Annotated in this window: 16 protein-coding genes; 8 read left to right on the top strand and 8 right to left on the bottom strand. The window is 63.7% G+C overall.

From position 1 onward, the window contains the following. Positions 1–40: 40 nt before the first annotated feature. Complete coding sequence (locus FJ948_RS25530; RefSeq protein WP_181173820.1) at positions 41–1,477, bottom strand: glutamine synthetase family protein; 1,437 nt, start codon at positions 1,475–1,477, stop codon at positions 41–43. A 420-nt stretch (positions 1,478–1,897) separates the two neighbouring features. On the opposite strand from FJ948_RS25530, the gene FJ948_RS25520 reads away from it, so the two are divergent. After that, positions 1,898–2,614, top strand: a complete 717-nt coding sequence (locus FJ948_RS25520) for an HAD family hydrolase (RefSeq protein WP_140709347.1) — start codon at positions 1,898–1,900, stop codon at positions 2,612–2,614. Between the two features lie 73 nt (positions 2,615–2,687). Here FJ948_RS25520 and FJ948_RS25515 read toward each other — a convergent pair whose 3' ends face one another. The 3 genes from FJ948_RS25515 to aceA form a co-directional block, all read right to left on the bottom strand. Then, positions 2,688–3,101 (bottom strand): response regulator, encoded by a 414-nt coding sequence (locus tag FJ948_RS25515; protein ID WP_246677621.1) that lies wholly within the window; start codon positions 3,099–3,101, stop codon positions 2,688–2,690. A gap of 271 nt (positions 3,102–3,372) precedes the next feature. Further along, the gene (locus tag FJ948_RS25510) at positions 3,373–3,615 is read right to left on the bottom strand and encodes a hypothetical protein (protein WP_006202762.1); all 243 of its coding nucleotides are present in this window, start codon (positions 3,613–3,615) and stop codon (positions 3,373–3,375) included. 63 nt (positions 3,616–3,678) lie between these two features. Then, positions 3,679–4,968: an isocitrate lyase gene (aceA, locus tag FJ948_RS25505; protein ID WP_140709345.1), complete on the bottom strand. Its 1,290-nt coding sequence runs from the start codon at positions 4,966–4,968 to the stop codon at positions 3,679–3,681. Between the two features lie 235 nt (positions 4,969–5,203). Between aceA and FJ948_RS25500 the strand changes: the two genes are divergently transcribed. The 6 genes from FJ948_RS25500 to FJ948_RS25475 all read left to right on the top strand — a co-directional run bounded on the left by FJ948_RS25500 (position 5,204) and on the right by FJ948_RS25475 (position 12,186). Beyond that, complete coding sequence (locus FJ948_RS25500) at positions 5,204–6,649, top strand: short-chain fatty acyl-CoA regulator family protein (RefSeq protein WP_140709344.1); 1,446 nt, start codon at positions 5,204–5,206, stop codon at positions 6,647–6,649. Positions 6,650–6,801: 152 nt separating this feature from the next. Continuing rightward, positions 6,802–7,755 (top strand): DMT family transporter, encoded by a 954-nt coding sequence (locus tag FJ948_RS25495; RefSeq protein ID WP_140709342.1) that lies wholly within the window; start codon positions 6,802–6,804, stop codon positions 7,753–7,755. A gap of 328 nt (positions 7,756–8,083) precedes the next feature. Next, complete coding sequence (locus tag FJ948_RS25490; protein ID WP_140709340.1) at positions 8,084–9,181, top strand: polyamine ABC transporter substrate-binding protein; 1,098 nt, start codon at positions 8,084–8,086, stop codon at positions 9,179–9,181. A gap of 75 nt (positions 9,182–9,256) precedes the next feature. After that, the gene (locus tag FJ948_RS25485; RefSeq protein WP_140709338.1) at positions 9,257–10,396 is read left to right on the top strand and encodes an ABC transporter ATP-binding protein; all 1,140 of its coding nucleotides are present in this window, start codon (positions 9,257–9,259) and stop codon (positions 10,394–10,396) included. Positions 10,397–10,405: 9 nt separating this feature from the next. Further along, positions 10,406–11,374: an ABC transporter permease subunit gene (locus tag FJ948_RS25480; protein ID WP_140709337.1), complete on the top strand. Its 969-nt coding sequence runs from the start codon at positions 10,406–10,408 to the stop codon at positions 11,372–11,374. After that, positions 11,371–12,186, top strand: coding sequence for an ABC transporter permease subunit (locus FJ948_RS25475; protein ID WP_140709336.1), 816 nt, complete (start codon positions 11,371–11,373; stop codon positions 12,184–12,186). The genes FJ948_RS25480 and FJ948_RS25475 overlap by 4 nt, the downstream gene beginning before the upstream one ends. Before the next feature lie 130 nt (positions 12,187–12,316). Here FJ948_RS25475 and FJ948_RS25470 read toward each other — a convergent pair whose 3' ends face one another. Beyond that, positions 12,317–14,170 carry an AsmA family protein gene (locus tag FJ948_RS25470; protein ID WP_140709335.1) on the bottom strand — a complete coding sequence of 618 codons (1,854 nt, stop codon included), beginning with the start codon at positions 14,168–14,170 and terminating at the stop codon, positions 12,317–12,319. Between the two features lie 243 nt (positions 14,171–14,413). Between FJ948_RS25470 and FJ948_RS25465 the strand changes: the two genes are divergently transcribed. Beyond that, complete coding sequence (locus tag FJ948_RS25465; RefSeq protein ID WP_140709334.1) at positions 14,414–16,372, top strand: acetoacetate--CoA ligase; 1,959 nt, start codon at positions 14,414–14,416, stop codon at positions 16,370–16,372. A gap of 693 nt (positions 16,373–17,065) precedes the next feature. Here FJ948_RS25465 and FJ948_RS25455 read toward each other — a convergent pair. The 3 genes from FJ948_RS25455 to FJ948_RS25445 form a co-directional block, all read right to left on the bottom strand. Continuing rightward, on the bottom strand, positions 17,066–17,668 hold the full coding sequence (locus FJ948_RS25455) for a general stress protein (RefSeq protein ID WP_140709333.1): 603 nt from the start codon (positions 17,666–17,668) through the stop codon (positions 17,066–17,068). Positions 17,669–17,692: 24 nt separating this feature from the next. Further along, a complete protein-coding gene (locus FJ948_RS25450; protein WP_140709331.1) occupies positions 17,693–18,448 on the bottom strand; it encodes a DUF4142 domain-containing protein in 756 nt (251 codons plus the stop codon). 164 nt (positions 18,449–18,612) lie between these two features. After that, the gene (locus tag FJ948_RS25445; protein ID WP_140709330.1) at positions 18,613–22,659 is read right to left on the bottom strand and encodes a PAS domain S-box protein; all 4,047 of its coding nucleotides are present in this window, start codon (positions 22,657–22,659) and stop codon (positions 18,613–18,615) included. Positions 22,660–22,872 lie beyond the last annotated feature (213 nt).

Here is a 22,872-nt window from a genome sequence, read left to right as displayed (position 1 = left end):
CTACTCCCCTACTCCCCTAATCCCCTACTCCCTTACTCCCCTATACATTCAGCAACAAATATTCCCGCTCCCACGGACTGATCACTTCCATGAACGTTTCGAATTCCGCACGTTTGATCGCCGCATAGGTGGCGGCGAAGGACTTGCCCAGCAGCGCGCAGAGTTCCTCGTCGCCTTCGAACAGGTCGACGGCTTCGAGCAGGCCGCGCGGCAGGTCGATCTCGTCGGCGTTGGCGGTCGTCAGCACCGGCGGCTCGGCCTTGACCTTTTTGGTGATGCCGATCAGCCCGCAGGCGAGCGACGCCGCCACGGCCAGATAGGGATTGGCGTCGGAGGACGGGATACGGTTTTCGACGCGCCGCGCCGCGGGGTCGGAACGCGGCACCCGGAACGCCGTGGTGCGGTTGTCATAGCCCCATTTGTTGTTGACGGGGGCAGACGCCGCCTGCGTCAGCCGCCGGTAGGAGTTGACGTAGGGCGCGAACATCACCAGCGCGTTCGGCACGTGCTTTTGCATGCCGCCGATGAAATGGAAGAAATCCTCGGTCTCCGAACCGTCCTCGGCCGAGAAGATGTTCCTGCCCGTCTTCTTGTCGACGATCGACTGGTGGATATGCATGGCCGAACCCGGCTGGCCCTGGATCGGCTTGGCCATGAAGGTGGCGTAAATCTCATGCTTGAGCGCGGCTTCACGAATGGTGCGCTTGAACATGAACACCTGGTCGGCGAGCTCGATCGGGTCGCCATGGCGCAGATTGATCTCAAGCTGGCCGGCGCCTTCTTCGTGGATCAGCGTGTCGATCTCCAGCCCCTGGCTTTCGGAGAAATGGTAGATGTCGTCGATCAGTTCGTCGAACTCGTTGACGCCGGCGATCGAATAGCCGGCGCCGCCGCCGATGGCGCGCCCCGAGCGGCCGACGGGCGGGGTCAACGGATAGTCCGGATCCGGATTCTTGCGCACGAGGTAGAACTCGATCTCGGGCGCCACCACCGGTTTCAGCCCAAGCTTGTCGTAGGCGGCAACGACGCGCTTCAGCACATTGCGCGGCGTGAACTCGACCGAGCGGCCGTCCTGATGGACGAGGTCGCAGATGACGGCAGCCGTCGGGTCTTCTTCCCACGGCACCACCGTCAGCGTCGAAAGGTCCGGCATCAGCTTGAGGTCGCCATCGTCTTCGGGATAGTGGAAGCCGTTGCCGTCCTCGGGATAGCCGCCGGAGATCGTCGTCATGAAGACGGCCGAGGGCAGCGCCAGTGAGGTGTTGGAGGTGAATTTCTTCGACGGCATCATCTTGCCGCGCGCCACGCCGGCCTGATCAGGCGTGATGCATTCGATATCCTCGATGCCGCGCCATTCCAGCCAATCGCTGACTTCCTTCCAGTTCTTCACACCACGCAGGTTTTTCACGAAGGCAGGCGTGCGCGCCCGTCCTCCGCGGCTCGACGGACGGACTTCCTTTTTTGCAGGCGGCATCATTCACCAGATTGGGTTGCGGATTTCGGAGTATAGCCGCGCCGCGCGATGGAAGGGAAGGGGAGCCGCCGCCGGGTAGGGGGTCAGTTTGAAATCGGTGGCGGACCCGCCCCGTCTCGACCGGGGGCCTCCAGCACATATGACTGGCGCTCTTCCCCTGAGCTACGGGCCGCCAACCGGGGATATATCAGACTGTCCGCTTTTTGTAAGGCAGCGCACCAGAGGCTTTTCGGCTTCTTTCGCTCCGATCAGCGCAACGATGTCGCTGATCTCCCAAAGCTTGTCTGTCACGCCAGCGGCCATCGCCGGGGTCGGAATTTCAAACTGACCCGCTACCCGCCGCCGGCAATTGTCGGTGCAGGTTGAAAACCGCCTGCCGGTCAGCCTAGGTTTGGCGTCTTCCCCGCACTCGAGAAGCCGGCGATGCGAACCAGCAGCGAACTGACCACGATCGGCTTCGATGCCGACGACACACTTTGGCAGAACGAACAGTTCTTCCGCATGACGGAAAAGCGTTTTGCCGCCATGCTGGCCGATCATGGCGAGGAGGCGCAGATCTCGGCGCGACTGCTGGCGGCCGAACGGCGCAACCTTGCGATCTATGGCTTCGGCATCAAGGGGTTTACGCTCTCGATGATCGAAACCGCGATCGAGGTCACCGAAGGGCGCGTGCCGGCCTCGGTTATATCGCAGATTCTCGATGCCGGCCGCGAGATGCTGGGCCACCCGATCGAGCCCTTGCCGCAGGCGCGCGAGACGGTCGAGAAACTCGCCGGCACCTTCCGCCTCGTACTGATCACCAAGGGCGATCTGTTCGATCAGGAACGGAAGCTGGCCGGGTCCGGCCTGGGTGACCTGTTCGACGCGGTCGAGATTGTCAGCGACAAGACTGCCGCGACCTATGCGCGCCTCTTCAGCCGCCATGGCGATGGTCCGGCAAGCAGTATGATGGTCGGCAATTCGCTGAAGTCGGACGTGGTGCCTGCCATCGAGGCCGGCGGCTGGGGCGTCCATGTGCCGCACGAATTGACCTGGGTGCTCGAACATGTCGAGGCGCCGGTCGCCGAGCCGCGTTTTCGCCAGATACCGCATCTCGGCCAATTGCCTGACCTGATTGAGAGCATCGCGAAGCCGGGCTGATCGCGACTTCCATTATTTGCTTTCATGTATAATTTCGGAGAGAAAATCGTTGCACGACTTTCCCGGAATTGCCTCAGCGGCTGATCAGGCGGTCGATCACCGGTTGCAGTCGTTCGGGCGTGATCGGCTTGGCCACCACCGCATCGATGACATTGGACAAGCCAAGGCTCTCCGGCGTGCCGTTCTTGGTTGAAAGCAGGATCACGGGAGGAAGCGATTTGCCCGAAGCCCGGCGCAACGTTTCGATGCCGGGCATCAGATTGTCGCAGTCCTTGTTGTCGGGGCCGCCATCGAGCACAATCGCGCCAGGCACCAGCGTCCGCAAGGTTTTCGCCGCCATTTCAGGCGGTTCCGAGATTGGCCTGAGTCCGGACCGCTCGACAATCTTCGACACCACCACCCGGTTGACCGGCGATTTCCCGACAACCAGCACCCGCGAGGGATCGCGGATCGTCTCGATGCTTGAATCCCGGGTCCCCAGATTCACATGCTTTTCGGTCTCGCCCTCGCTCTTCACTGGGCACCCAAGTCGGCCAAGAAGTTCGCCCCTATTTCAATGCAGAGTTGAATCTGGCGGACAATTGGCGTGAGATCGAACCCCATGTCAAGGTGAAATAAAAGACGCCTGCGGGTGTCTTTCACAACAGTGGATTCAAGCAACAGTACTGTACTGCTCTGTCCACTGCTCCGTTGCGTAAAAATAAAATTCACCTGCGCATACATTGCGCAGGTGAAAGGACCGCGTGGACGATTTCCGGTCAGCCATGGCTCTGCTGGGTGACGATTACCGGGATCAGCAGATCGCCCCAATTGCCGTCACCGCCATGATGCCTTGCCGAGCGGACCAGTTCCACCGAGACGCCCGCCTCGACCGCCTTCATCACCGACTGGTTCAGCCTGTGCAGATCGTTGGCCAACATGCGGATCGTCGCCTGCTGGTCGACGCTCATCGTGGTCGATTGCTCTTCCGCCCGTTCCTTGACACGGCTTATCGATGCCATTGGTCTTCTCCTATGTCCTTGCCCTCAAGGGGCGTTCCTCTGTTGGTCGTCTTCTTTGCGGACTCACTCCGCTGCTGGCTTGAACTGCGCGTGCTCGGTCGATTCATGCATGGCGGTGGTCGACGATTTGCCGCCGGTGATCGCCATCGAGACGGCGTCGAAATAGCCGGTGCCGACCTCGCGCTGGTGCTTGGTCGCGGTATAGCCATTGGCTTCCGCCGCGAATTCCGCTTCCTGCAACTCGGAATAGGCCGCCATCTGCCGCGCCTTGTAGCCGCGGGCGAGTTCGAACATGCCGTAGTTGAGCTGGTGGAAGCCGGCCAGCGTGATGAACTGGAACTTGTAGCCCATGGCGCCCAGTTCCCGTTGGAACTTGGCGATCGTTGCGTCGTCGAGGTTCTTCTTCCAGTTGAACGACGGCGAGCAATTATAGGCGAGCAGCTTGCCCGGATGGTGCCGGCGCACCCCTTCGGCGAATTTCCTGGCCTGCGCCAGGTCGGGCTTGGATGTCTCGCACCAGATCAGGTCGGCGTGGGGCGCATAGGCAATGGCCCGCGCGATGCAGGGCTCGATGCCGTTCCTGACCTGGTAGAAGCCCTCCACCGTTCGCCCGGCATCGTAGTCGACGAAGGGCTGGTCGCGCTCATCGATGTCGGAGGTCAGCAGCTTTGCCGCTTCCGCGTCCGTGCGCGCCACGACCAGTGTGGGCGTGCCCATCACGTCGGCCGCCAGCCGCGCCGCGTTGAGGTTGCGGATATGTGCGGCGGTCGGGATCAGCACCTTGCCGCCGAGATGGCCGCACTTCTTCTCCGACGCCAACTGGTCCTCATAGTGGACGCCTGCGGCACCCGCCTCGATAAACGCCTTCATGATCTCGAAGGCATTGAGCGGACCACCGAAGCCGGCTTCGGCGTCGGCGACGATCGGCGCGAACCAGGTCTCGACCGAAAGCCCATTGCCTTCGGAGGTCTCGATCTGGTCGGCGCGCTGCAGCGTGCGGTTGATGCGCTTGACCAGTTCGGGCGCCGCATTGGCTGGATAGAGCGATTGGTCCGGATACATAGCCGAGGCGGTGTTGGCGTCGGCGGCAACCTGCCAGCCCGACAGGTAGATCGCCTTCAGCCCGGCACGCACCTGCTGCATCGCCTGGTTGCCGGACATGGCGCCCAATGCGTTGACGAAGTCCTCCTCGTGGATGAGTTTCCACAGCCGGTTGGCCCCCATTTCGGCAAGGCTCTGCCTGATGTGCACCGAACCGCGCAGCCGCTTCACGTCTTCCGGCGAATAGGGCCGTTCGATGCCGTCGAAGCGACCTTCAGGCGCCGAGGGGACGAGGTTGTAAAAATCAGTCATTTCTCACTCCGATGGGTTCTTTACGATGTCCGCACGCCAAATTGTCGGGCGCTTCTATGTGACGGAATTTACATTGCGGCGCGAAATGAACCAGAAAAATCAGGGAAAACGCGGAAAGATAAGGGAAAATCTGTGTTGTGTTTGACAGGCAGCGGCGGTAAATTTGTAATTGCTGTCAAAATCAGTGGTCGAAACGGGGGCGCTCGAAGCTGTAAAATCGTGTCAAGGAACACCGATGGCTGATCAGAAGATTTTCGCCGGGCCGCGTATTCGCCGCATCCGCAACGCCAAGGGCCTGACCCAGACGGCGATGGCCGAGGGGCTCGGCATCTCGCCGTCCTACCTCAACCTGATCGAGCGCAACCAGCGGCCGTTGACGGTGCAGCTGATCTTGAAACTGGCCTCCGTCTACAAGGTCGATCCGCATGAGCTTCAGGGCGAGGCAAGGGGTTCGGTCGCCGCCTTGAAGGAGGTGTTTACCGATCCGTTGCTGGTCGGCGAACTGCCGGGAGACCAGGAACTGATCGAGCTTGCCGAGGCAGCGCCCAATGCGTCGGCCGCCGTGATAAAACTGTTCCGCGCCTATCGCGAGCAGGCCGAGCGGCTGTCCGACCTCAACGAGCTTCTGGCGCGCGAGGGACGCGCCACCGCGCTTTCCGGCGCCCGCCTGCCGGTTGACGAGGTGCACGAGATTTTCGAGCGGCGGCCGAACCATTTTTCCTCGCTCGAGGAAGAGGCCGAGGCATTCACCTCGGTGCTCGATCCCGGCGATGACCTGCTCGGCGCCTTGAAAGCCTGGCTGAAGCGCGAATACGGCATCGTGGTCAAGGTTCTGCCGGTCGCCACCATGCCGAACTGGCGCCGGCGCTACGACCGCCACTCGCAGCGCCTGTTCCTGTCGGAGCGCCTGTCGCCGTTCGACCAGTTGCGCGAAGTGGCGATGGAAGCCTGCCTGATCCGCATGACGGTCGCGGTCGCTGGCGAGATCCAGGCGCTGCGGTTGGCCACGGACGAAGCGCGCCGCCTTGCCCGCTTCGAACTCGGCCGTTATGCCGCTCATGCGCTGATGATGCCCTATCAGCCCTTTCACGCGGCGGCCGTTCGCTCACGCTACGACATCGACGTCCTGCGCTCACGCTTTGGCGTGTCCTTCGAACAGGCGGCAAACCGGCTGACCATGCTGCAACGGCAAGGTGCCGCCGGCGTGCCCTTCTTCATGCTGGAGGTCGACAATGCCGGAAACCGCTTCCGCAAGGCCGGCAGCCAGGGCTTTCCGCAAAGCCGGTTTGGCGGCGGCTGCCCCAAGCTTCCCGTGCACGTCGCCTTCACCCAGCCCGGCCAGATCTTCGTCGAGGCCGTGGAAATGCCCGACGGCGCCGAGTTCCTGTGCATCGCCCGCACTCTGGAGGGGCCGCAGGGCGCATTCTCCGAGCGCCCGCGCCGCACCGCGCTGCTGCTTGGCTGCGACATCGGCTTTCGCGACGACATCGTCTACGGCGCGGCCCTGCCCGGCACGGCAATCGGCGCAAAGGCAGGGGCGGTCATCACGGCGACGCCAGTCGGCCCCGCATGCCGGCTTTGCGAGCGTGTCGGCTGCCTGGCGCGCGCCGAGCCGCCGGTGACGCGGCCCCTCGGCCTCGACGAGATGGTCACCGGCCTGAGCGCCTTCGACTTCCAATAACGCGGCGAACTTCAACGGGAGGCGGCAAGGTGCCACAATCGTCGTCGGGCTCTGGATCACGCCTGGCGCACGCGTTTACGTTACGCGAACGAAGCATATTTTTGTCGTCCCTTGCGCATCGTCCCGTCCACAAAAGCCCGACAGTCGCGCCCATGACAGACACAGCATCATCGCCCGGCCTTGCTACCTCGACAGCCTCGCCGCGCGAGGAACGCCTCGGCATGCTGCTGGTCTTCCTGTCGGCGCTGATGTGGAGTTTCGGCGGCACCATCGCCCGCTTCGTCAGCGTTGGTGACAGCTGGACGGTTATCTTCTGGCGTTCCATCTGGGCCGCCGCCTTCCTGCTCTGCTTCATGACCTGGCGCGACGGTTGGCGCGGCATGGTGAAGTCATTCCAGGACATGGGCCTGCCAGGCATCGCGGTAGGATCCTGTTTCGCCATTGCGTCGACCTCGTTCGTCGTGGCGCTTGCCTACACCACCGTCGCCAACATCCTCCTGATGCAGGCTGGCGTGCCGTTGCTGGCGGCCCTGTTTTCCTGGGCGCTGTTTCGCGAAAGAGTGACCGTCGCGACCTGGGTGGCGATCGCCGCCGTCATCGCCGGCGTCGCCATCATGGTGTCGGAATCGCTTGACGGCGCCGTCTCGCCCATAGGCGACGGACTGGCGCTGCTGATCGCGTTCATGTTCTCGATTGCCACCGTCATCACAAGGCGTTTCTCCAGCGTGCGTATGACGCCGGCGACCTGTCTGGGCACGATTTTGGCGGCGGGCTTCGCTGCCGCGCAGGTATCGACCTTCACGGTCTCGGCCGTCGACATGGGCTTTCTCTTCGTCTTCGGCGTCGTCAATCTCGGCCTTGGCCTTGCTTTCTTCGCCACCGGCGCGCGCCTGATCCCGGCGGCGATCGCCGCGCTGCTCGGCACGTTCGAGCCGATCCTGGGGCCGATATGGGTCTGGCTCATCCATTCCGAGGTGCCGTCCGGGCGCACCATCATCGGCGGCGCGGTGGTGGTCACGGCGCTGCTTGTCCATATTGGGCTCGAATTCAAGCGCCAGGCGCGGCCGCAGCGGGCTGGGGTCACCGGAGTGCCTTCGCCGAATTGATGACGGCGCCGAAGCTTTGCCCATTGACAACGTCGTTGCCGCCCGGGCAGGCTGGGAATACGGCAACAACAAGACAGGCGTATCTTGCCAAGTCTCCCCGGCGGCTCGATCGAGACCGGCCCACATTCTTGTATCTCTGTCCGCGCGGCGGCGAAAGCTTCTGACGGCACCGCAATTCCTTCCCGCCCGGGACGACTGGGTGGCCATGGGCGGCAGGCCGAATGGCGCTTGTCGGCCGCTGGGAAGCTCAATAGTCCGAAGCAAATGCCCGGCCGCGCGACGATGTCGCGACGCGCCGGCGATGGAACACTCACCAAAGGAGAATAGCATGATCCGCAAAGCGCTCTGGCTTTCGGCGACTTCGGTATTTCTGGCGCTTTTGACGCCCGCCGGTCACGCCGAGGACCGCGTCGTCAACGTCTTCAACTGGTCGGACTATATCGACAGTTCGATCATCGATGATTTCACCAAGAAGACCGGCATCAAGGTCGTCTACGATACCTTCGATTCCAACGAAATCCTGGAAACCAAACTGCTCGCCGGCGGCAGCGGCTACGACGTCGTCGTGCCGAGCGGCAATTTTCTCGCCCGCCAGATTCAGGCCGGTGTGTTCCAGAAGCTCGACAAGTCGAAACTGCCGAACCTCTCCAACATGTGGGATACGGTTACGGAGCGCACCGCCAAATACGACCCCGGCAATGAATACTCGGTCAACTACATGTGGGGCACGGTCGGCATCGGCTACAACGTCAAGAAGGTGCAGGCAGCGCTCGGCACCGACAAGATCGACAGCTGGGATACCTTCTTCAATCCCGACAGCCTGGCCAAGTTGAAGGATTGCGGCGTCTATGTGCTGGATTCTCCGTCCGACATCCTGCCGGCGACGCTGAAATATCTCGGTCTGGACCCGAACAGCACCTCGCCCGACGATATCGCCAAGGCCGAGGCAGCCCTTCTCAAGATCCGTCCCTACATCCGCAAGTTCCACTCATCCGAATACATCAACGCACTCGCCAATGGTGACATCTGCCTGGCGATCGGCTGGTCGGGTGACGTGTTCCAGGCGCGCAACCGCGCGGTCGAGGCCAAGCAAGGCGTGGAGATCGGCTATTCCGTGCCGAAGGAAGGCGCCCAGATGTGGTTCGATCAGATGGCGATCCCGGCCGACGCGCCGCATGTCGCCGAGGCACTCGAATTCATCAACTACATGATGACCCCGGAAGTGATCGCCAAATCGTCGAACTATGTGCTCTACGCCAACGGCAACAAGGCCTCGCAGCAATTCGTCGACAAGGCGCTGCTGGACGACCCGTCGGTCTATCCGGATGCCGCGACCTTGGCGAAGCTCTACACCGTCCAGCCGTACGATCCCAAGACCCAGCGCATCGTCACCCGCAGCTGGACCAAGATCGTCACCGGCCAATAGGCAATTCGATGCGGCCCCGGCAGCCAACTGCCGGGGTCGATTTCTTCTGGGGAATAAAAAACACGGAGTGGGGATATGAAATCGCTTGGCAGCATCCGCAGGGATTTCGCGCCATGGAACGACCCGAGCGCCAAGCCCTACATCCAGTTCGACAGCGTCACCAAGAAGTTCGGTGACTTCACCGCCGTCAACAATTTGTCGCTGACCATTTTCGAGCGCGAATTCTTCGCCCTGCTCGGCGCCTCGGGTTGTGGAAAGTCGACGCTGCTCAGGATGCTTGCCGGCTTCGAGGAACCGACCTCGGGCCGTATCCTGCTCGATGGCCAGGATCTGCGCGGCATTCCGCCCTATCGGCGGCCGGTCAACATGATGTTCCAGTCCTATGCCCTGTTCCCGCATATGACGGTCGAGAACAACATCGCCTTCGGCCTCAAGCAGGAAGGCATGCCGAAGTCCGATATCGAAAAGCGCGTCGCCGAGATGCTGAAGCTGGTCAAGCTCGAGCAGTTCGCCAAGCGCAAGCCGCACCAGCTATCCGGCGGCCAGCGCCAGCGCGTCGCGCTTGCCCGCTCCGTCGCCAAGCGGCCGAAGGTGCTGCTGCTCGACGAGCCGCTGGGCGCGCTGGACAAGAAACTGCGCGAGGAAACCCAGTTCGAACTGATGGATCTGCAGCAGGAACTCGGCCTGACCTTCGTCGTCGTCACCCACGACCAGGAAGAGGCCATGACCATGGCCGATCGCATCGCCATCATGGACAAGGGCGAGGTCATGCAGGTGGCGACGCCGGCGGAAGTCTATGAAGCGCCGGCGTCGCGCTTCGTCGCCCATTTCGTCGGCAACGTGAACATGTTCGAGGGCAAGGTCGCCGAGCGGGCGGCAAACACCACGCGCATCACCGGCGCGACAGGCGCCCAGATCGTTGTCGAAAACAGCACCGAGTCAAAGGCCGGTTCCGACATCGTCTTCGCGATAAGGCCGGAGAAGATCAAGGTGTCGTCCAAGAAGCCGACGGACGCCGTCAATGCGCTGGAGGGCGAAGTCTACGACGTCGCCTATCTCGGCGACATGACCGTCTACCACATCAGGCTGGACGACGGGCAGATCATCAGGGCAAGCGCGCTCAACGCGGCGCGCGTCACCGAGGATCCGCTGACCTGGAACGACCGCGCCTGGGTGTCTTTTCGGCCCGACGCCGGCGTCGTGCTGGCACGGTAGGGGGCTGGCATGTCCAACATCGCCGTCACCGATGCCGCCGCGCTACCGACCGTCGCCAAGCCGTTCCTGACGCGCCTGGGCACCGGCTTCTTCAACCGGCTCGTCATCATCGTCCCCTATCTCTGGCTGCTGTTCTTCTTCCTCATCCCCTTCGTCATCGTCTTCAAGATCTCGCTGTCGCAGACGGCCATCGCCATGCCGCCCTATACGCCGGTGCTCGATTTCAGGGACGGCGTTTCCGGCTTCTTCAGCGGCTTTCGCGACCTCAACTTCGACAATTATGTCTGGCTGACGCAGGACGCCCTCTATTTCAAGGCCTACATCACCAGCGTCGTCATTGCCGCCATTTCGACGGTGCTGACGCTGATCGTCGGCTACCCCATCGCCTATGGCATGGCGCGGGCACCGGCGACGATCCGCCCGACCTTGCTGATGCTCGTCATACTGCCGTTCTGGACGTCGTTCCTGATCCGCGTCTATGCCTGGATCGGCATCCTCAAGCCAGAGGGCCTGCTCAACCAGCTGCTTCTGTCATTGCACCTCATCAACCAGCCGCTGGTCATCCTCAACACCTATACGGCCATCTTCATCGGCATCGTCTATTCCTACCTGCCGTTCATGGTGCTGCCGCTCTATTCGTCGCTGGAAAAGATGGACTATTCCCTGATCGAGGCGGCCAAGGATCTCGGCTGCCCGCCGACATCAGCCTTCTGGAAGATCACTTTCCCGCTGTCGCTGCCGGGCGTCATCGCCGGCTGCCTGCTGGTGTTCATCCCCGCCGTCGGCGAGTTCGTCATTCCCGATTTGCTCGGCGGCTCGCAGACGCTGATGATCGGCAAGACCCTCTGGAACGAGTTCTTCGCCAATCGTGACTGGCCGGTGTCATCGGCCGTCGCCGTCATCCTGCTTCTGTTGCTGACCGTGCCGATCATGCTCTTCCAGCAAGCCCAGGCTAAGGCACAGGAGCAGGGCAAATGAACAGCTGGAGCCGCTTCAACGTCACCTCGATCGTGCTCGGTTTTGCCTTCCTCTATCTGCCGATCGTGCTGCTCATCGTCTTCTCCTTCAACGAGTCCAAGCTGGTCACCGTCTGGGGCGGCTTCTCGACCAAGTGGTACGTGTCGCTGTTCCACAATCAGGGTCTGATGGACGCCACCTGGGTCACGGCGCGCGTCGGTGTCATTTCGGCCACGGTGGCGACCGTGCTCGGCACGCTGGCGGCACTCACCCTGACACGCTACACGCGCTTCAGGGGCAGGGTGCTGTTTTCGGGCATGGTCTTCGCGCCGCTGGTCATGCCGGAAGTCATCACCGGCCTGTCGTTGCTGCTGCTCTTCGTTGCCGTCGGTCTCGACCGCGGTTTCCTTACCGTGACGCTCGCCCACATCACGCTCACAATGTGCTTCGTGGCGGTCGTCGTGCAGTCGCGCCTGGTGTCGTTCGATCGTTCGCTGGAGGAGGCGGCCATGGACCTCGGCGCAACGCCGGCCAAGACCTTTTTCCAGATCACCCTGCCGGTCATCCTGCCGGCGATCGTGTCCGGATGGATGCTGGCCTTCACTCTGTCGCTCGACGATCTGGTCATCGCCAGCTTCACCTCCGGCCCCGGTGCCACGACGCTGCCGATGAAAATCTACAGCCAGGTCCGTCTCGGCGTGACGCCGGAGATCAATGCCGCCTGCACCATCCTGATCGCGGTCGTCGCGGTCGGCGTCATCGTCGCGTCGATCGCCAACAAGCGCCGCGAGGTGCAGCGCCAACTCGACGAACGGGCAGCACAGCGCGGTTAAGGGGATGAAAGTCGAGGCGCAGGCATGTCACCCAGAGTGAGCCAGGCTTTGGGAGAACGAAAGGCGTCAGAACAGGACGGTTAGCCGGTTTTAAGGAAACGGTGAGCGAGCCGTATTCCTTGACCTGCTTCTATTCCCCCGAAACGCCACGGCTTATCGGTGAAATGAACGGCGTGCTCCACGTTCCGCCGACGAAAAACGACGACTGGTTGGGTCCTTGCTGGCCGCTCTTTTGTGCCGCTGCCTGATCCGGCTGGATGACGCCGCCCGACAGCGCCAGTCCGCGTCCAGCGTAGGAGGCGATCCCGGAAAGCCAGATCTTGTATTTCGCCGAATTGGCCTCGGCCTTGTCCAGCCGCGCCACGCCCCTCGAAATGGTTGCCTTGACCTCGGCGCCATCGATGGGCAGCGTCCCGTCCGAGACGTCGTCGAGCGCGAAGAAGCCGCCCTGTTCGGTATGCTTGAGAAAGGCCGGCAGGTTGAACTTGCTGAGCGCGCCAGGGCCGAAGGTCGCCGAGACGGAGCCGTCGGCGTTTTCAAAGATCGAATCCCAGGTTCTGCCCGGCCCCTTCAGGATGACCGAGACGGTGCTGGTGCCAACCGGCACCAGCCGGGTCATCCCCGCCGCCGTGGCGAACGCGCCGCCATCGACATCGGAAGCCAGCAGCCGGATCTCGACCTGGGTGCCCTCGGGCTTGCGGTCGAAACGGAGGCTGGTCTGGATGTTGCCGCCAAAGGCCGAGGCGTCGGAGATGTCGAAGACGGAGAGACCGTCCTTGACCTGCGCGGTGGCGGCAACGTCGGCAAGCTGAATGCTGCCCGCCGTGGCATGCGCCGCCGACAGCCTGAGATCGAGATTGACCCGGTCGGCGAAACTCGTGTCGACCTGACCTGGCTCGCCGCTGCTTGCCGGCCCCAGCGGCGTGAAGGCGGACAGGAACGACCTGAGGTCGAGCGTGTCGAAGGCAAGCGTGCCCGAGATCACCGGCTGCGTCTCGCCGAGCGACACGTCCAGCGCGCCCATGCCCGGATTGTTGTCCAGCGCCAGCGCGGTGTTTTCGAATTTGACACGGCCCGCGGATGCCGTGACCTTGCTCGAAATGCTGACCGAGCCGATCGCGGCACTCGGCGCGATGCCGGCCTGCAACCATTCCAGCACGCGGCGCAGCGAGGGGGCGGCGAACTTCACCTGGCCGTCGAAATAGCCGTTCTCGGACATGCTGGCCGTGCCGTCGAAGGAGAAGGTGGCGGGCGCGGCCTTGAAGGACAAAGTGAGCGGCGCCATGCCTCCGGCAAACAGCACTAGCGGTCTCTGCGAGGCGGCGTCCAGGGTCACGCTTTCCCCACGCCAGATCCCGGTCGCGGACAGCGTCGCATTGCTGTTCATCGCCGCCCATGTGGCCTGGCCGCTAAGGCTGCTCAGGATCTCCTCGTCCTTGCCGTTGACGGAAGCCACCATGCGGCCGTCCCTGAACTCCACGGTGCCGAAAGTGTCGGTCGGCAGCTTGTCGAGGTCGGGCTTGGCGGGGTCGGCTCTGACCACGCTGCGGGCCGTATCGATGGAGCGCGCGATGCGGCCGCCCGTCGGCGCGGTGGGCAGGAACAGGCCGTCCGCCGTGCGCTGGACCCGGATCGTCGGCCGCACCAGCCGTGCCGTGGAGAACACCACATCGCCCTGCAATGCCGCCATGGCCGAGAGATCGACCTCGACCCGTTCGGCCTCGACGACCGGCGGCGCGTCGGCGTCGGTCCACTTCGACAGCGTCACATCGGTCAGGATGGCGCGGAATTTCGGCCACACCTCAATGCGCGGCGACCCCTCGATGGCAACCCGAAAGCCGCTCCAGGCGCTCAACTCCCAGGCGATGCGGTCGCGCACGATCCGCGTCGAGGCGATCAGCGGCAGGGCCGCGACCACCAGAGCGATGACGATCACGGCAGCGCCGATCGCCCATACTCCGCGGCGGATCAAGGATGATGGCATATAGCCCCGTATGCTTCCATTCCGACAAAAAAGACCGTTCGGCGGGTTTTACCCCCTGTCGTCACTACGACTTCAGGTCGTCATTACGACTTCAGGTCGTCACTACGACTTAGGGCTGACGCATTTCAAGTCTTTATGGCCCGGCGATGGCATTTGCGCACACCTGGCCGCATCGGCCCAACAAAATCTTGCTCTGCTGCGCTGCGATATGCATAAGCGATGACGACCGTGGGAGGATCGATCATGGCTGGCGAAGTACCGCTCTGGACCCCGACACAAGACCAGATTGATGCATCGCCCCTGACCGCCTTCATGAAGGTCGCGGCAGCGAATACCGGCAGCCCGTTCTCATCCTATGCCGATCTTCACCGCTGGTCGGTCGAGAACCGGGAGGCGTTCTGGGATCAGGTCTGGGATTTCTGCGGCCTTGAAGGCGACAAGGGTGAACGCCTGCTGATCGATGGCGAGAAGATGCCGGGTGCCTCCTTCTTTCCCGATGCATCGTTGAATTTCGCCGAGAACCTTCTGAAAAAGACCGGCGCCGGCGAGGCAATCGTCTTTCGCGGCGAGGACAAGGTCGAAAGGCGGCTGTCGTGGAACGAACTGCATGGCCTGGTCTCGCGCCTGCAGCAGCTTTTCCTGTCGCTCAAGGTGAAGAAGGGCGACCGTATCGCGGCGATGATGCCCAACATGCCCGAAGCCGTCGCAGCCATGCTGGCCGCGGCCTCGATCGGCGCGGTGTGGTCGTCCTGCTCTCCCGATTTCGGCGAGCAGGGCGTGCTCGACCGGTTCGGCCAGATCGAACCTGTCATCTTCATCGCGCCGGACGGCTATTGGTACAATGGCAAGGCCATCGAGGTCGCCGACAAGATCAAGGCGGTCGCGGCCAAGCTCGGCAGTGTCCGCAAGGTGCTGCTCGTCGACTATCTCGGCACCTCCGCCGACGTCGCCGACACCATCGACAAGGCGGTGGCGCTGGAAGAGGCGCTGTCGCCCTTCGCCGTCAAACCAGTGACCTTCGAGCGGCTGCCATTTTCGCATCCGCTCTACATCCTGTTTTCGTCCGGAACCACCGGCATTCCCAAATGCATCGTCCATTCCGCCGGAGGCACGCTGATCCAGCATGTCAAGGAACACCGGCTGCATGCCGGCCTCGGCGATGGCGATCGCTTCTTCTACTTCACCACTTGCGGCTGGATGATGTGGAACTGGCTGGTATCGGGCCTGGCGTCGGGCGCCACGCTGCTGCTTTATGACGGCTCGCCCTTCTATCCCGACGGCAATGTGCTGTTCGATTTCGCCGATGCCGAGAAGATGACCTTCTTGGGCACCTCGGCCAAGTTCATCGATTCCGTGCGCAAGGCCGGCCTCAAGCCGATGCGCAGCCATGATCTGTCGACGGTGCGCGCCATCTCCTCCACCGGGTCGCCGCTTTCGCCCGAGGATTTCCGCTTCGTCTATGAGGGCATCAAGAAGGACGTCCACCTGGCCTCGGTATCCGGCGGCACCGACATCGTTTCCTGCTTCGTGCTCGGCGTGCCAACCCAGCCGGTCTGGACCGGCGAGATCCAGGGACCCGGCCTCGGCCTCGCCGTCGATGTCTGGGACGATGACGGCAAGCCGGTCAGGCAGGAGAAGGGCGAGCTGGTCTGCACCAAGGCCTTTCCGTCCATGCCGATCGGCTTCTGGAACGATGCCGACGGCAAGAAATACCAGGCGGCCTATTTCGAGCGTTTCGACAATGTCTGGTGCCATGGCGATTTCGCCGAATGGACCGGTCATGGCGGCATGGTCATCCACGGCCGCTCCGACGCAACGCTCAACCCGGGCGGCGTGCGCATCGGTACCGCCGAGATCTACAACCAGGTCGAGCAGATGCCCGAAGTCCTGGAGGCGCTGTGCATCGGCCAGGATTTCGACAATGACGTGCGTGTCGTCCTGTTCGTGCGGCTGGCGGCGGGTGTCAAGCTCGACGAGGACCTGGAGAAACGCATCCGCGCCAAGATCCGCACCGGCGCGAGCCCGCGCCACGTGCCAGCCAGGATTGTCGCCGTGTCCGACATCCCTCGCACCAAGTCGGGCAAGATCACCGAGCTCGCGGTGCGCGACGTCGTGCACGGCCGCGCCATCAAGAACAAGGAGGCGCTGGCCAACCCGGAAGCGCTGGAGCTGTTCCGCGACCTGCCGCAACTCGCGCAGTGACGCGGCCGGCATGGTTAACGAAATCTGTCGCGCGAATTTACCTAGATTTCACGAGTGGTACACATTCGTAAATTTTTTGGCGACCCGGTAAGGAGTTGTTAAGGCCCGGCGTCGATAGTCGCATGTAACTTGAGGGAGAAATCCCGTTCCTCGGCCCCGAGGATCTGAATTCAGCTCAAGCCCCCGTTGTGACAGCAATCCCATCTCCTAAGGCGTCCTTTGGACGCCTTTTCTTTTACCGGCGCGGGCGGCTTCATCGGTGATTTGGCTCGCGGAAGGAGCTGAGGCCGTTCAGTTTTGCGGCCATTTCCGCCCCCAGAGACGGCGTCGCGTTGCTGCAGAAAGCGGGCGTCGGCCCGAAGGTCAATGAAGGAATGATTGACCTGACTGATCCGAAAAAGGAAGGGACCGTGTAGGCGATGAACCTAGTGGGCGAATGCGTCGGCGACGAAGTCGCGCCGCTGCCTCGCCGTCAACCGCTGCGCTCCCTCTTCCGACAGGACGAGAGCGACGGCGTCGAACAGGACGGAGGACCGCCGTCGATCATATGCCGGGCCTCGATCCAGCTTAGATCATAGCCTCAACCGCCGACTTGGGAGCGATTACCTCCATGGTGGTGGCGGTGTTGCCGTCGCTGCGGCGTGGTGTGCGGCCAAGGATGAGCCCGCCGCTTTTCAGCGGCGGGCCAAGGGATCAAGGGCGATTGGCGTAGCGCCCGCGGTCGCTTTCGATCTCATCGGGCGTATAGGCCTTGGCGTCGCTGTCGAAACCGGTCCAGCCGTCGGCCTCGTATGCGCTGCGGCGGTCTTCCAGATTGACCGCGTTGGCCTGTCCGAGGATCCGCTGGGCCTGGCCGACGAGTTGATCGTCGACCCTGGCGGTCACCAGCGTGCCGCCGCGACGCACGCCCTCCGCATAGACATGGGCATCCTCTTCCGACACGCCGGACTCGGTCAGCGCACCGACGATACCGCCGGCAGCCCCACCGATGACGGCGCCTCCCACGGCACCGACGGCTGTGGCGGCCAGCCAGCCGGCGGCCACCACCGGCCCGACGCCGGGAATGGCCATGATGCCGAGCCCGGCCAGAAGGCCACCCGCTCCGCCTAGGACGGCACCCACACCGGCCCCGCCGGCGGCATCCTCGGCTGTGTTGGAACGATCGCCATCGTACCATTCGCTCGAATTGTTGGCGACGATGCTGATGTCGGCTTCTGGCACGCCGCTTGCCTCCAACTCACCGACCACATCGGAAGCGTCATCATAATTGTCGAAAAGTCCGGTCACGGTTTTCATGGTCGGTATCTCCAGATTCTCTGTTCAGTTGGTGCCGGCAACGACGTTGCCCTGGTAGTCGAGCGCGACGGCCGTCTTCTTGCCGTCCTTGGTCGCCTGGCCGCGCCAGATGCCCTGATCGTCCTTGTTCAATGCCGACACGTCCGAAAAGCCGGCATCCTGGATGCGGCTCTTGGCCTGATCCTCGGTGAAGCTGTTCGCGCCCGGCACGGGGGCGGACGGATTTGCGGTATCGGTCGTGGTGACGGTGGGGGTCGTCGAACTCGTCGCCGAAGACTTGTCGTCCATCGTGGCGGCGATCTTCTCGATCATGTCCTGATGCATCTTGAGCGTCGGCAAGGTCTCCTGCGCAAACGTCTTCAACTGCGCGTTGTCGCCGTCCTTGGCATAGCCGTCGAACAGCTTGACCGCATCGGCATGCGCATCGCGTTGCATCTGCACATAAGATGCGTCGACCGGATCCTTGGCGCTTTGCAGGGCGTCGAGATCGCTCTTGTGCTTGGCGTCCGTTGCCGTCGGGACCTTCAGCTTCTGCTCGCCGGCTATCGTCTCGAGTTTGGCATTGGCCGCGCCATGATCAGCGACCATCTTCTGGGCGAAGTCCTTGACGCCTTGATCCTGCGCCCTGCCTTCGGCGATCTTGCTCGATTCGACCTCGAACATCCCGCCGGCCGCCGCCTTGTCGACAAAGTCCTGCGCCGTGTCCGCGGCGAAGACGGGCATGGCAAAGGTGATGGCTGTGGCCGCGCCGAGCGCGGCCAATACCAGTCGATTTCTCATGAATAGATCCTCATTGGCACACAATGTGCTGCGAGGCTAACCAGCGCCTGAGAGCTTTGTTCCGGAGGCCGAACGATTTTGCCGGAGGGTCGGGGCTTCGGCGGGCAGCCAAAATCACCACGCGGAAACTGTCGGCTTGCGGCACGCTGCCGCTAAGGCTCACCCTACTCGGCGAGCACCCGCGTCGACGGGAAAGCGACTTCGACCAGCGTGCCTTCGCCGGGCGTCGAGTTGATGGTGAAGCGGGCGCGATTGGCTTCCACCATCGCCTTGGTCAGCGGCAGGCCAAGGCCGGTGCCGTCGCCGCGTCCGCGCTTCAGCGCATTGATCTGCTTGAACGGCTTCAGCGCCTGCTCGATCTCGGCCGGACTCATGCCGATGCCGGTGTCGCGCACCCGCATGACGACGTCGCCCGAGGTCTCATAGGCGGTCGAGACGATCACCTGGCCGCCGGCCTGGGTGTAGCGGACGGCGTTGGACAGGATGTTGAGCGCGATCTGGCGCACGCTGCGCAAATCCGCCACCACTTCCGGCAGCCGCGAGGCGAAGCTGGAGCGGATGATGACGCGTTCGCGGTTGGCCTGGGGTTGCATCATCGCCACGGTTTCGGCCAGCGTATCGTTGAGCGACACCGCCTCATAGGCCATTTCCTGCTGGCCGGCCTCGATCTTCGAGATGTCGAGCAGGTCGTTGACCAGGTCGAGCACATGGTTGCCCGAGCGGTTGATGTCGCGCAGATAGTCGCGGTAGCGGTCATTGGCCACCGGCCCGAACTTCTCGTCGACCATCAGTTCGGAAAAGCCGATGATGGCGTTGAGCGGCGTGCGGATTTCGTGGCTGATGCGGGCGAGGAAATCGGTTTTCTGCGAGGAAGCGCGTTCGGCCACCGCGCGCGCCTGGGTGAGATCCTCCTCGGCCCGCTTCCACTGCGTGATGTCACGCACCACGGCGCAGAAGCCGCTGTCATTGGGCAGCCGGCCGATGGTCATGAACAGCGGGATGAAGCGCCCCTGCGCCTCGCGGCCGATCACCTCGCGGCCATCATTCAGGACGCTCGCCACGCCAGGTTCCGACAGGCCGGTGAGATAGTCGCGCGCCGCGCGCTGGCTCTCTATGGCAAACAGCGAGGCGAACGGCTTGCCGGTCACCTCGTCGCTGTCGAAACCGAACAGGGCCTCGGCCGGGCGGCTGATCGAACGGATGGTGCCGTCGCTGCCGATCAGCACGACTCCGTCGGTGGCGGTGTCGATGATGGTGCGCATCTCGGCGATGCGGGCCTTGAGTTCGGAAATGTCGGGCTGCGTCGGCCCCTCGCCGACCGCATGAAGGGCCACTGGCGCGTCGTCCTCGCCGGAACGGCGGACGACCAGCATCAGCGCCTTGCCGTCGCGCCACGGCACGGAGCGCAGGATGGCGTCGATCGGGAATTCCTGTCCGTCGCGCGTCTTCAGTCGCAGCGTCCGGTCGCTTCCGTCGGAGGCGCCGTCATCGGCAAAAGGATCGGCAAACAACGCGCCGAGGCCGCCCGCGTCCTCCAGATCCTTCAGCGTCTCGTACCCCGTCAGGTCGAGGAACTCCTCATTGGCATAGTGCAGCTGGTCGCCCGAATGGATGATCAGCGGCACCGGCAGTTTGCCGAGTAGCGACGTATCGGGCGCCTTGCTCTCGTCACCCACGGAAAAGGCCGACGGCACGAAACCCCCGGTCTTGAGCGGCGGTACCTGCAGGCGCGGCTGGATGGGCGTCTCGGCCGTGTCACCCGCGCTGGCAGTCTCGTTGGAGGGCGCGGCGGCTTGCTCATCCGAGGCGGCAGAAGTCTCGGCAGGCGCGGCGATGCGGCCGTCGATCTCTGCCCTGTCCTCGCCGCCGGACCAGTCCTCATTGTCCTCGGCATCGCGGAAATCGGCCGCCGTCATGCTGTCATCGTCGTCGACGGCGTCATGCGCGGCGCCCGCGGCCGCCGGTTCCTCGCCGCCATCGGCGGGCGTGGCGGTTTCCGGTTTCGCCGCTGACGGCTCGGAAGCGGTCGGTTGATCATTGTCGGCGATGGAACCGGGTTCGCCGCTGTCGTCGGCGTAGTCGAGCAGCGAGCCCTTGACGGGCGGCAAGGCATCGGCCGGTTGGTCGCGAGCGACGTCGCCGGGATTAGCGCCGTCCAGCAGCGCCAGATCCGCTTCGTCCCCGGCATCGCTATCGGCAGCCTGCGCCGCCAGCGGGTCCTCGTCCGGCTTGGCCTGGGCTTCGCCAGTCTCTTGCGGCTCGTCGCGCTGGATGGCATCGGGCGTGGGCACGGCCTCGCCGGCCGGCTCCACGGGAGCCTCGGTCCTCCCGGTCGGAGCTTCGATGGCTGTTTGCGCCACCGGCTCAGTCGGTATCTCGATCGCCGGCCCTGTCGGGCTTTCAATGCCCGGCTTTTCCGCTTCCGGCTCGGCTGGGGAACTGTCCTTCTTCAGCCGCTCGCCAATCTCGCGGAACGCGCTGCGTTCCAGCGTCGACAGCCCCTTGTCGTTGGCCGGCTGCCGGTGTTCGGCCAGCCGGATCACCTTGTCGGCAAAGCGCCGCTCCGGTTTCGGGACGATGGTCAGCGCCGGCACTTCGCCCTTGAACGGATCCGATGCCTTAGGCTCTTCGGCCTTCGGCTCTTCCGGCGCCGTCTCCACGGCTTCCGGTTTCGGTGCCGCCGGCATCTCGCCATTGGGCACCAGTGCCATGCCGATCGCTTCCGGATCGACGACCGCGTCCCCGGTACGCGCGACGCCGAAGCCGCGAAAACCCTCGAAGGCACGGCTGCGGCCATAGACCGGCAGTGCCGCCAGGTCGACCGGGATCTTCAGGTCGGTGCCGACGACCGGCCACAGCACTGAGCGGCCGGACCAGGTATCGCGCCGCTCCAGCAGGCCGGCGATCTCGCCGGACGCATCAAGGCCGAAGGCCGCGGCGACATCCCTGAAGCGCCGTCCGATCACGTCGGCGGCCGGATGGCCGACAATATCGGCGAATTCCGGTGACAGCGCGCTGAACTTGCCCTCGGCGTCGGTCCGCCAGACAAAGCGCACCGGCGCCGCCGAGCGGTCTATCGTCCGGGTGGCCACGGTTGCGGCCGGGGCCGCGGGCGAGGTGGCCTGGTCCTGCTTGACGCCGTCCGCCGAAGCCGCTGTGCCGACCGCTTCGGCCTGGCTTGTCGGTTCCTGCGCAGTTGGCGCGTCGTCTTCTCCGGCGTTGAAATACCAATGATCGTGCTGGCCCGGCGTGCCCGCCGCCAGCTGATCATTGTCGGCGGCAACCGGTGTCGCCCCGCTCGGCTCCTCGATCTCCCGCATCGCCCGTTCGGGCGTATCGTCGGCCACGGGCTCGGAAGGGGCGGTCTCCTGTGCGGGCTCGGCCGCGGCAGGCAGCTGTTCGACCGCCTCTGTCCGCGCGACATTCGCCGTCGGCTGATTGTCCTGCGGAGACTCGGATTCCGCTGAGGCGGTTTCCACCGTCCGAACGCTCTCCTCGGCGGAGCTTTCCGTTGCCGCGGGCGAGTTGCCCGCCGGAGCCGCGTTGTCCTCGAGTTGATCCTCGTCGATCACCACCAGCAGATGCCGCTCCGGCGTCAGCCGGGCGAGGCCGGCCGGGTAGGAGGTCCTGCCGCCCGGAACGAGGCGCTTGACGATGCGCTCGCCCTCGGCCGCGACGTCGGCCACCAGGGCCGCCAGTGTCGCGGGCTGGATGCCGAGCGCCGGAAACCCATCCGATGCGGCTTCGACATTGCCCTTGGCGTCGATGAAGGCGATGAAATGGCCGTCTTCGGTAAAGCCGCTGATCGCCCGGCTGGCGATCTCGGCGGCACTGCGCGAGCCGGTCTGCCCCGCCGGCACCGCCAGCATGATGGCGTTCTCGCCATCGGGCAGGGTCACGGCACTGGCAAGGAAGCCGACGGCGCGGCTGGTCATGCCGGTCGCCAGGCGCACCAAGATCGAGCGATCGCCGCCGATCTGGGGAAAACCGCTGGTCGCCATGATCTGGCGGCGCGCGATCAGCGGCAGCCGCGCCGAGGCGCCGATGATCGCTTCGATATCGGGATAGCCGAACATGGCGGCGCCCGGTCCATTGGCCCAGATCACCTGCTCGAGGTCCACCGACAGGATCGCGATCGCGTCGCCGGCGGCGAAGCGCTGGCGCACCGCGTCGAGCACGGCGACGTCGAGGAAGGAATATTCGGACGGCATGCGCTTGGCGAACCCTCACGGAGCGGCGAAATTTGCAGTTAACGCTTTGTTAATAAAAGCCGCAGCCACGAAGGTCCACAAGCCAGAACGCTCAAAGGCTGAATTCTGGCCGTTTGGTTAACGGCCAAAAAGATTTTTGTGCAGTGCAACAAGGATATTGCAATGCACAAAATTTGCCTTTATATTGCCATCATACATGAACGAGACGGCTTT

The sequence above is a fragment of the Mesorhizobium sp. B2-3-12 genome, from assembly GCF_006442205.1.
Lineage (GTDB): Bacteria > Pseudomonadota > Alphaproteobacteria > Rhizobiales > Rhizobiaceae > Mesorhizobium.
This window is presented reverse-complemented; position numbering and strand designations above follow the sequence as displayed.

What these genes read in the sequence shown, in the direction of transcription:
- FJ948_RS25530 (WP_181173820.1), bottom strand. Translation starts at nt 1,477, where the DNA reads ATGATGCCGCCTGCAAAAAAGGAAGTCCGTCCGTCGAGCCGCGGAGGA.
- FJ948_RS25520 (WP_140709347.1), top strand. Translation starts at nt 1,898, where the DNA reads ATGCGAACCAGCAGCGAACTGACCACGATCGGCTTCGATGCCGACGAC.
- FJ948_RS25510 (WP_006202762.1), bottom strand. Translation starts at nt 3,615, where the DNA reads ATGGCATCGATAAGCCGTGTCAAGGAACGGGCGGAAGAGCAATCGACC.
- aceA (WP_140709345.1), bottom strand. Translation starts at nt 4,968, where the DNA reads ATGACTGATTTTTACAACCTCGTCCCCTCGGCGCCTGAAGGTCGCTTC.
- FJ948_RS25500 (WP_140709344.1), top strand. Translation starts at nt 5,204, where the DNA reads ATGGCTGATCAGAAGATTTTCGCCGGGCCGCGTATTCGCCGCATCCGC.
- FJ948_RS25495 (WP_140709342.1), top strand. Translation starts at nt 6,802, where the DNA reads ATGACAGACACAGCATCATCGCCCGGCCTTGCTACCTCGACAGCCTCG.
- FJ948_RS25490 (WP_140709340.1), top strand. Translation starts at nt 8,084, where the DNA reads ATGATCCGCAAAGCGCTCTGGCTTTCGGCGACTTCGGTATTTCTGGCG.
- FJ948_RS25485 (WP_140709338.1), top strand. Translation starts at nt 9,257, where the DNA reads ATGAAATCGCTTGGCAGCATCCGCAGGGATTTCGCGCCATGGAACGAC.
- FJ948_RS25480 (WP_140709337.1), top strand. Translation starts at nt 10,406, where the DNA reads ATGTCCAACATCGCCGTCACCGATGCCGCCGCGCTACCGACCGTCGCC.
- FJ948_RS25475 (WP_140709336.1), top strand. Translation starts at nt 11,371, where the DNA reads ATGAACAGCTGGAGCCGCTTCAACGTCACCTCGATCGTGCTCGGTTTT.
- FJ948_RS25470 (WP_140709335.1), bottom strand. Translation starts at nt 14,170, where the DNA reads ATGCCATCATCCTTGATCCGCCGCGGAGTATGGGCGATCGGCGCTGCC.
- FJ948_RS25465 (WP_140709334.1), top strand. Translation starts at nt 14,414, where the DNA reads ATGGCTGGCGAAGTACCGCTCTGGACCCCGACACAAGACCAGATTGAT.
- FJ948_RS25455 (WP_140709333.1), bottom strand. Translation starts at nt 17,668, where the DNA reads ATGAAAACCGTGACCGGACTTTTCGACAATTATGATGACGCTTCCGAT.
- FJ948_RS25450 (WP_140709331.1), bottom strand. Translation starts at nt 18,448, where the DNA reads ATGAGAAATCGACTGGTATTGGCCGCGCTCGGCGCGGCCACAGCCATC.
- FJ948_RS25445 (WP_140709330.1), bottom strand. Translation starts at nt 22,659, where the DNA reads ATGCCGTCCGAATATTCCTTCCTCGACGTCGCCGTGCTCGACGCGGTG.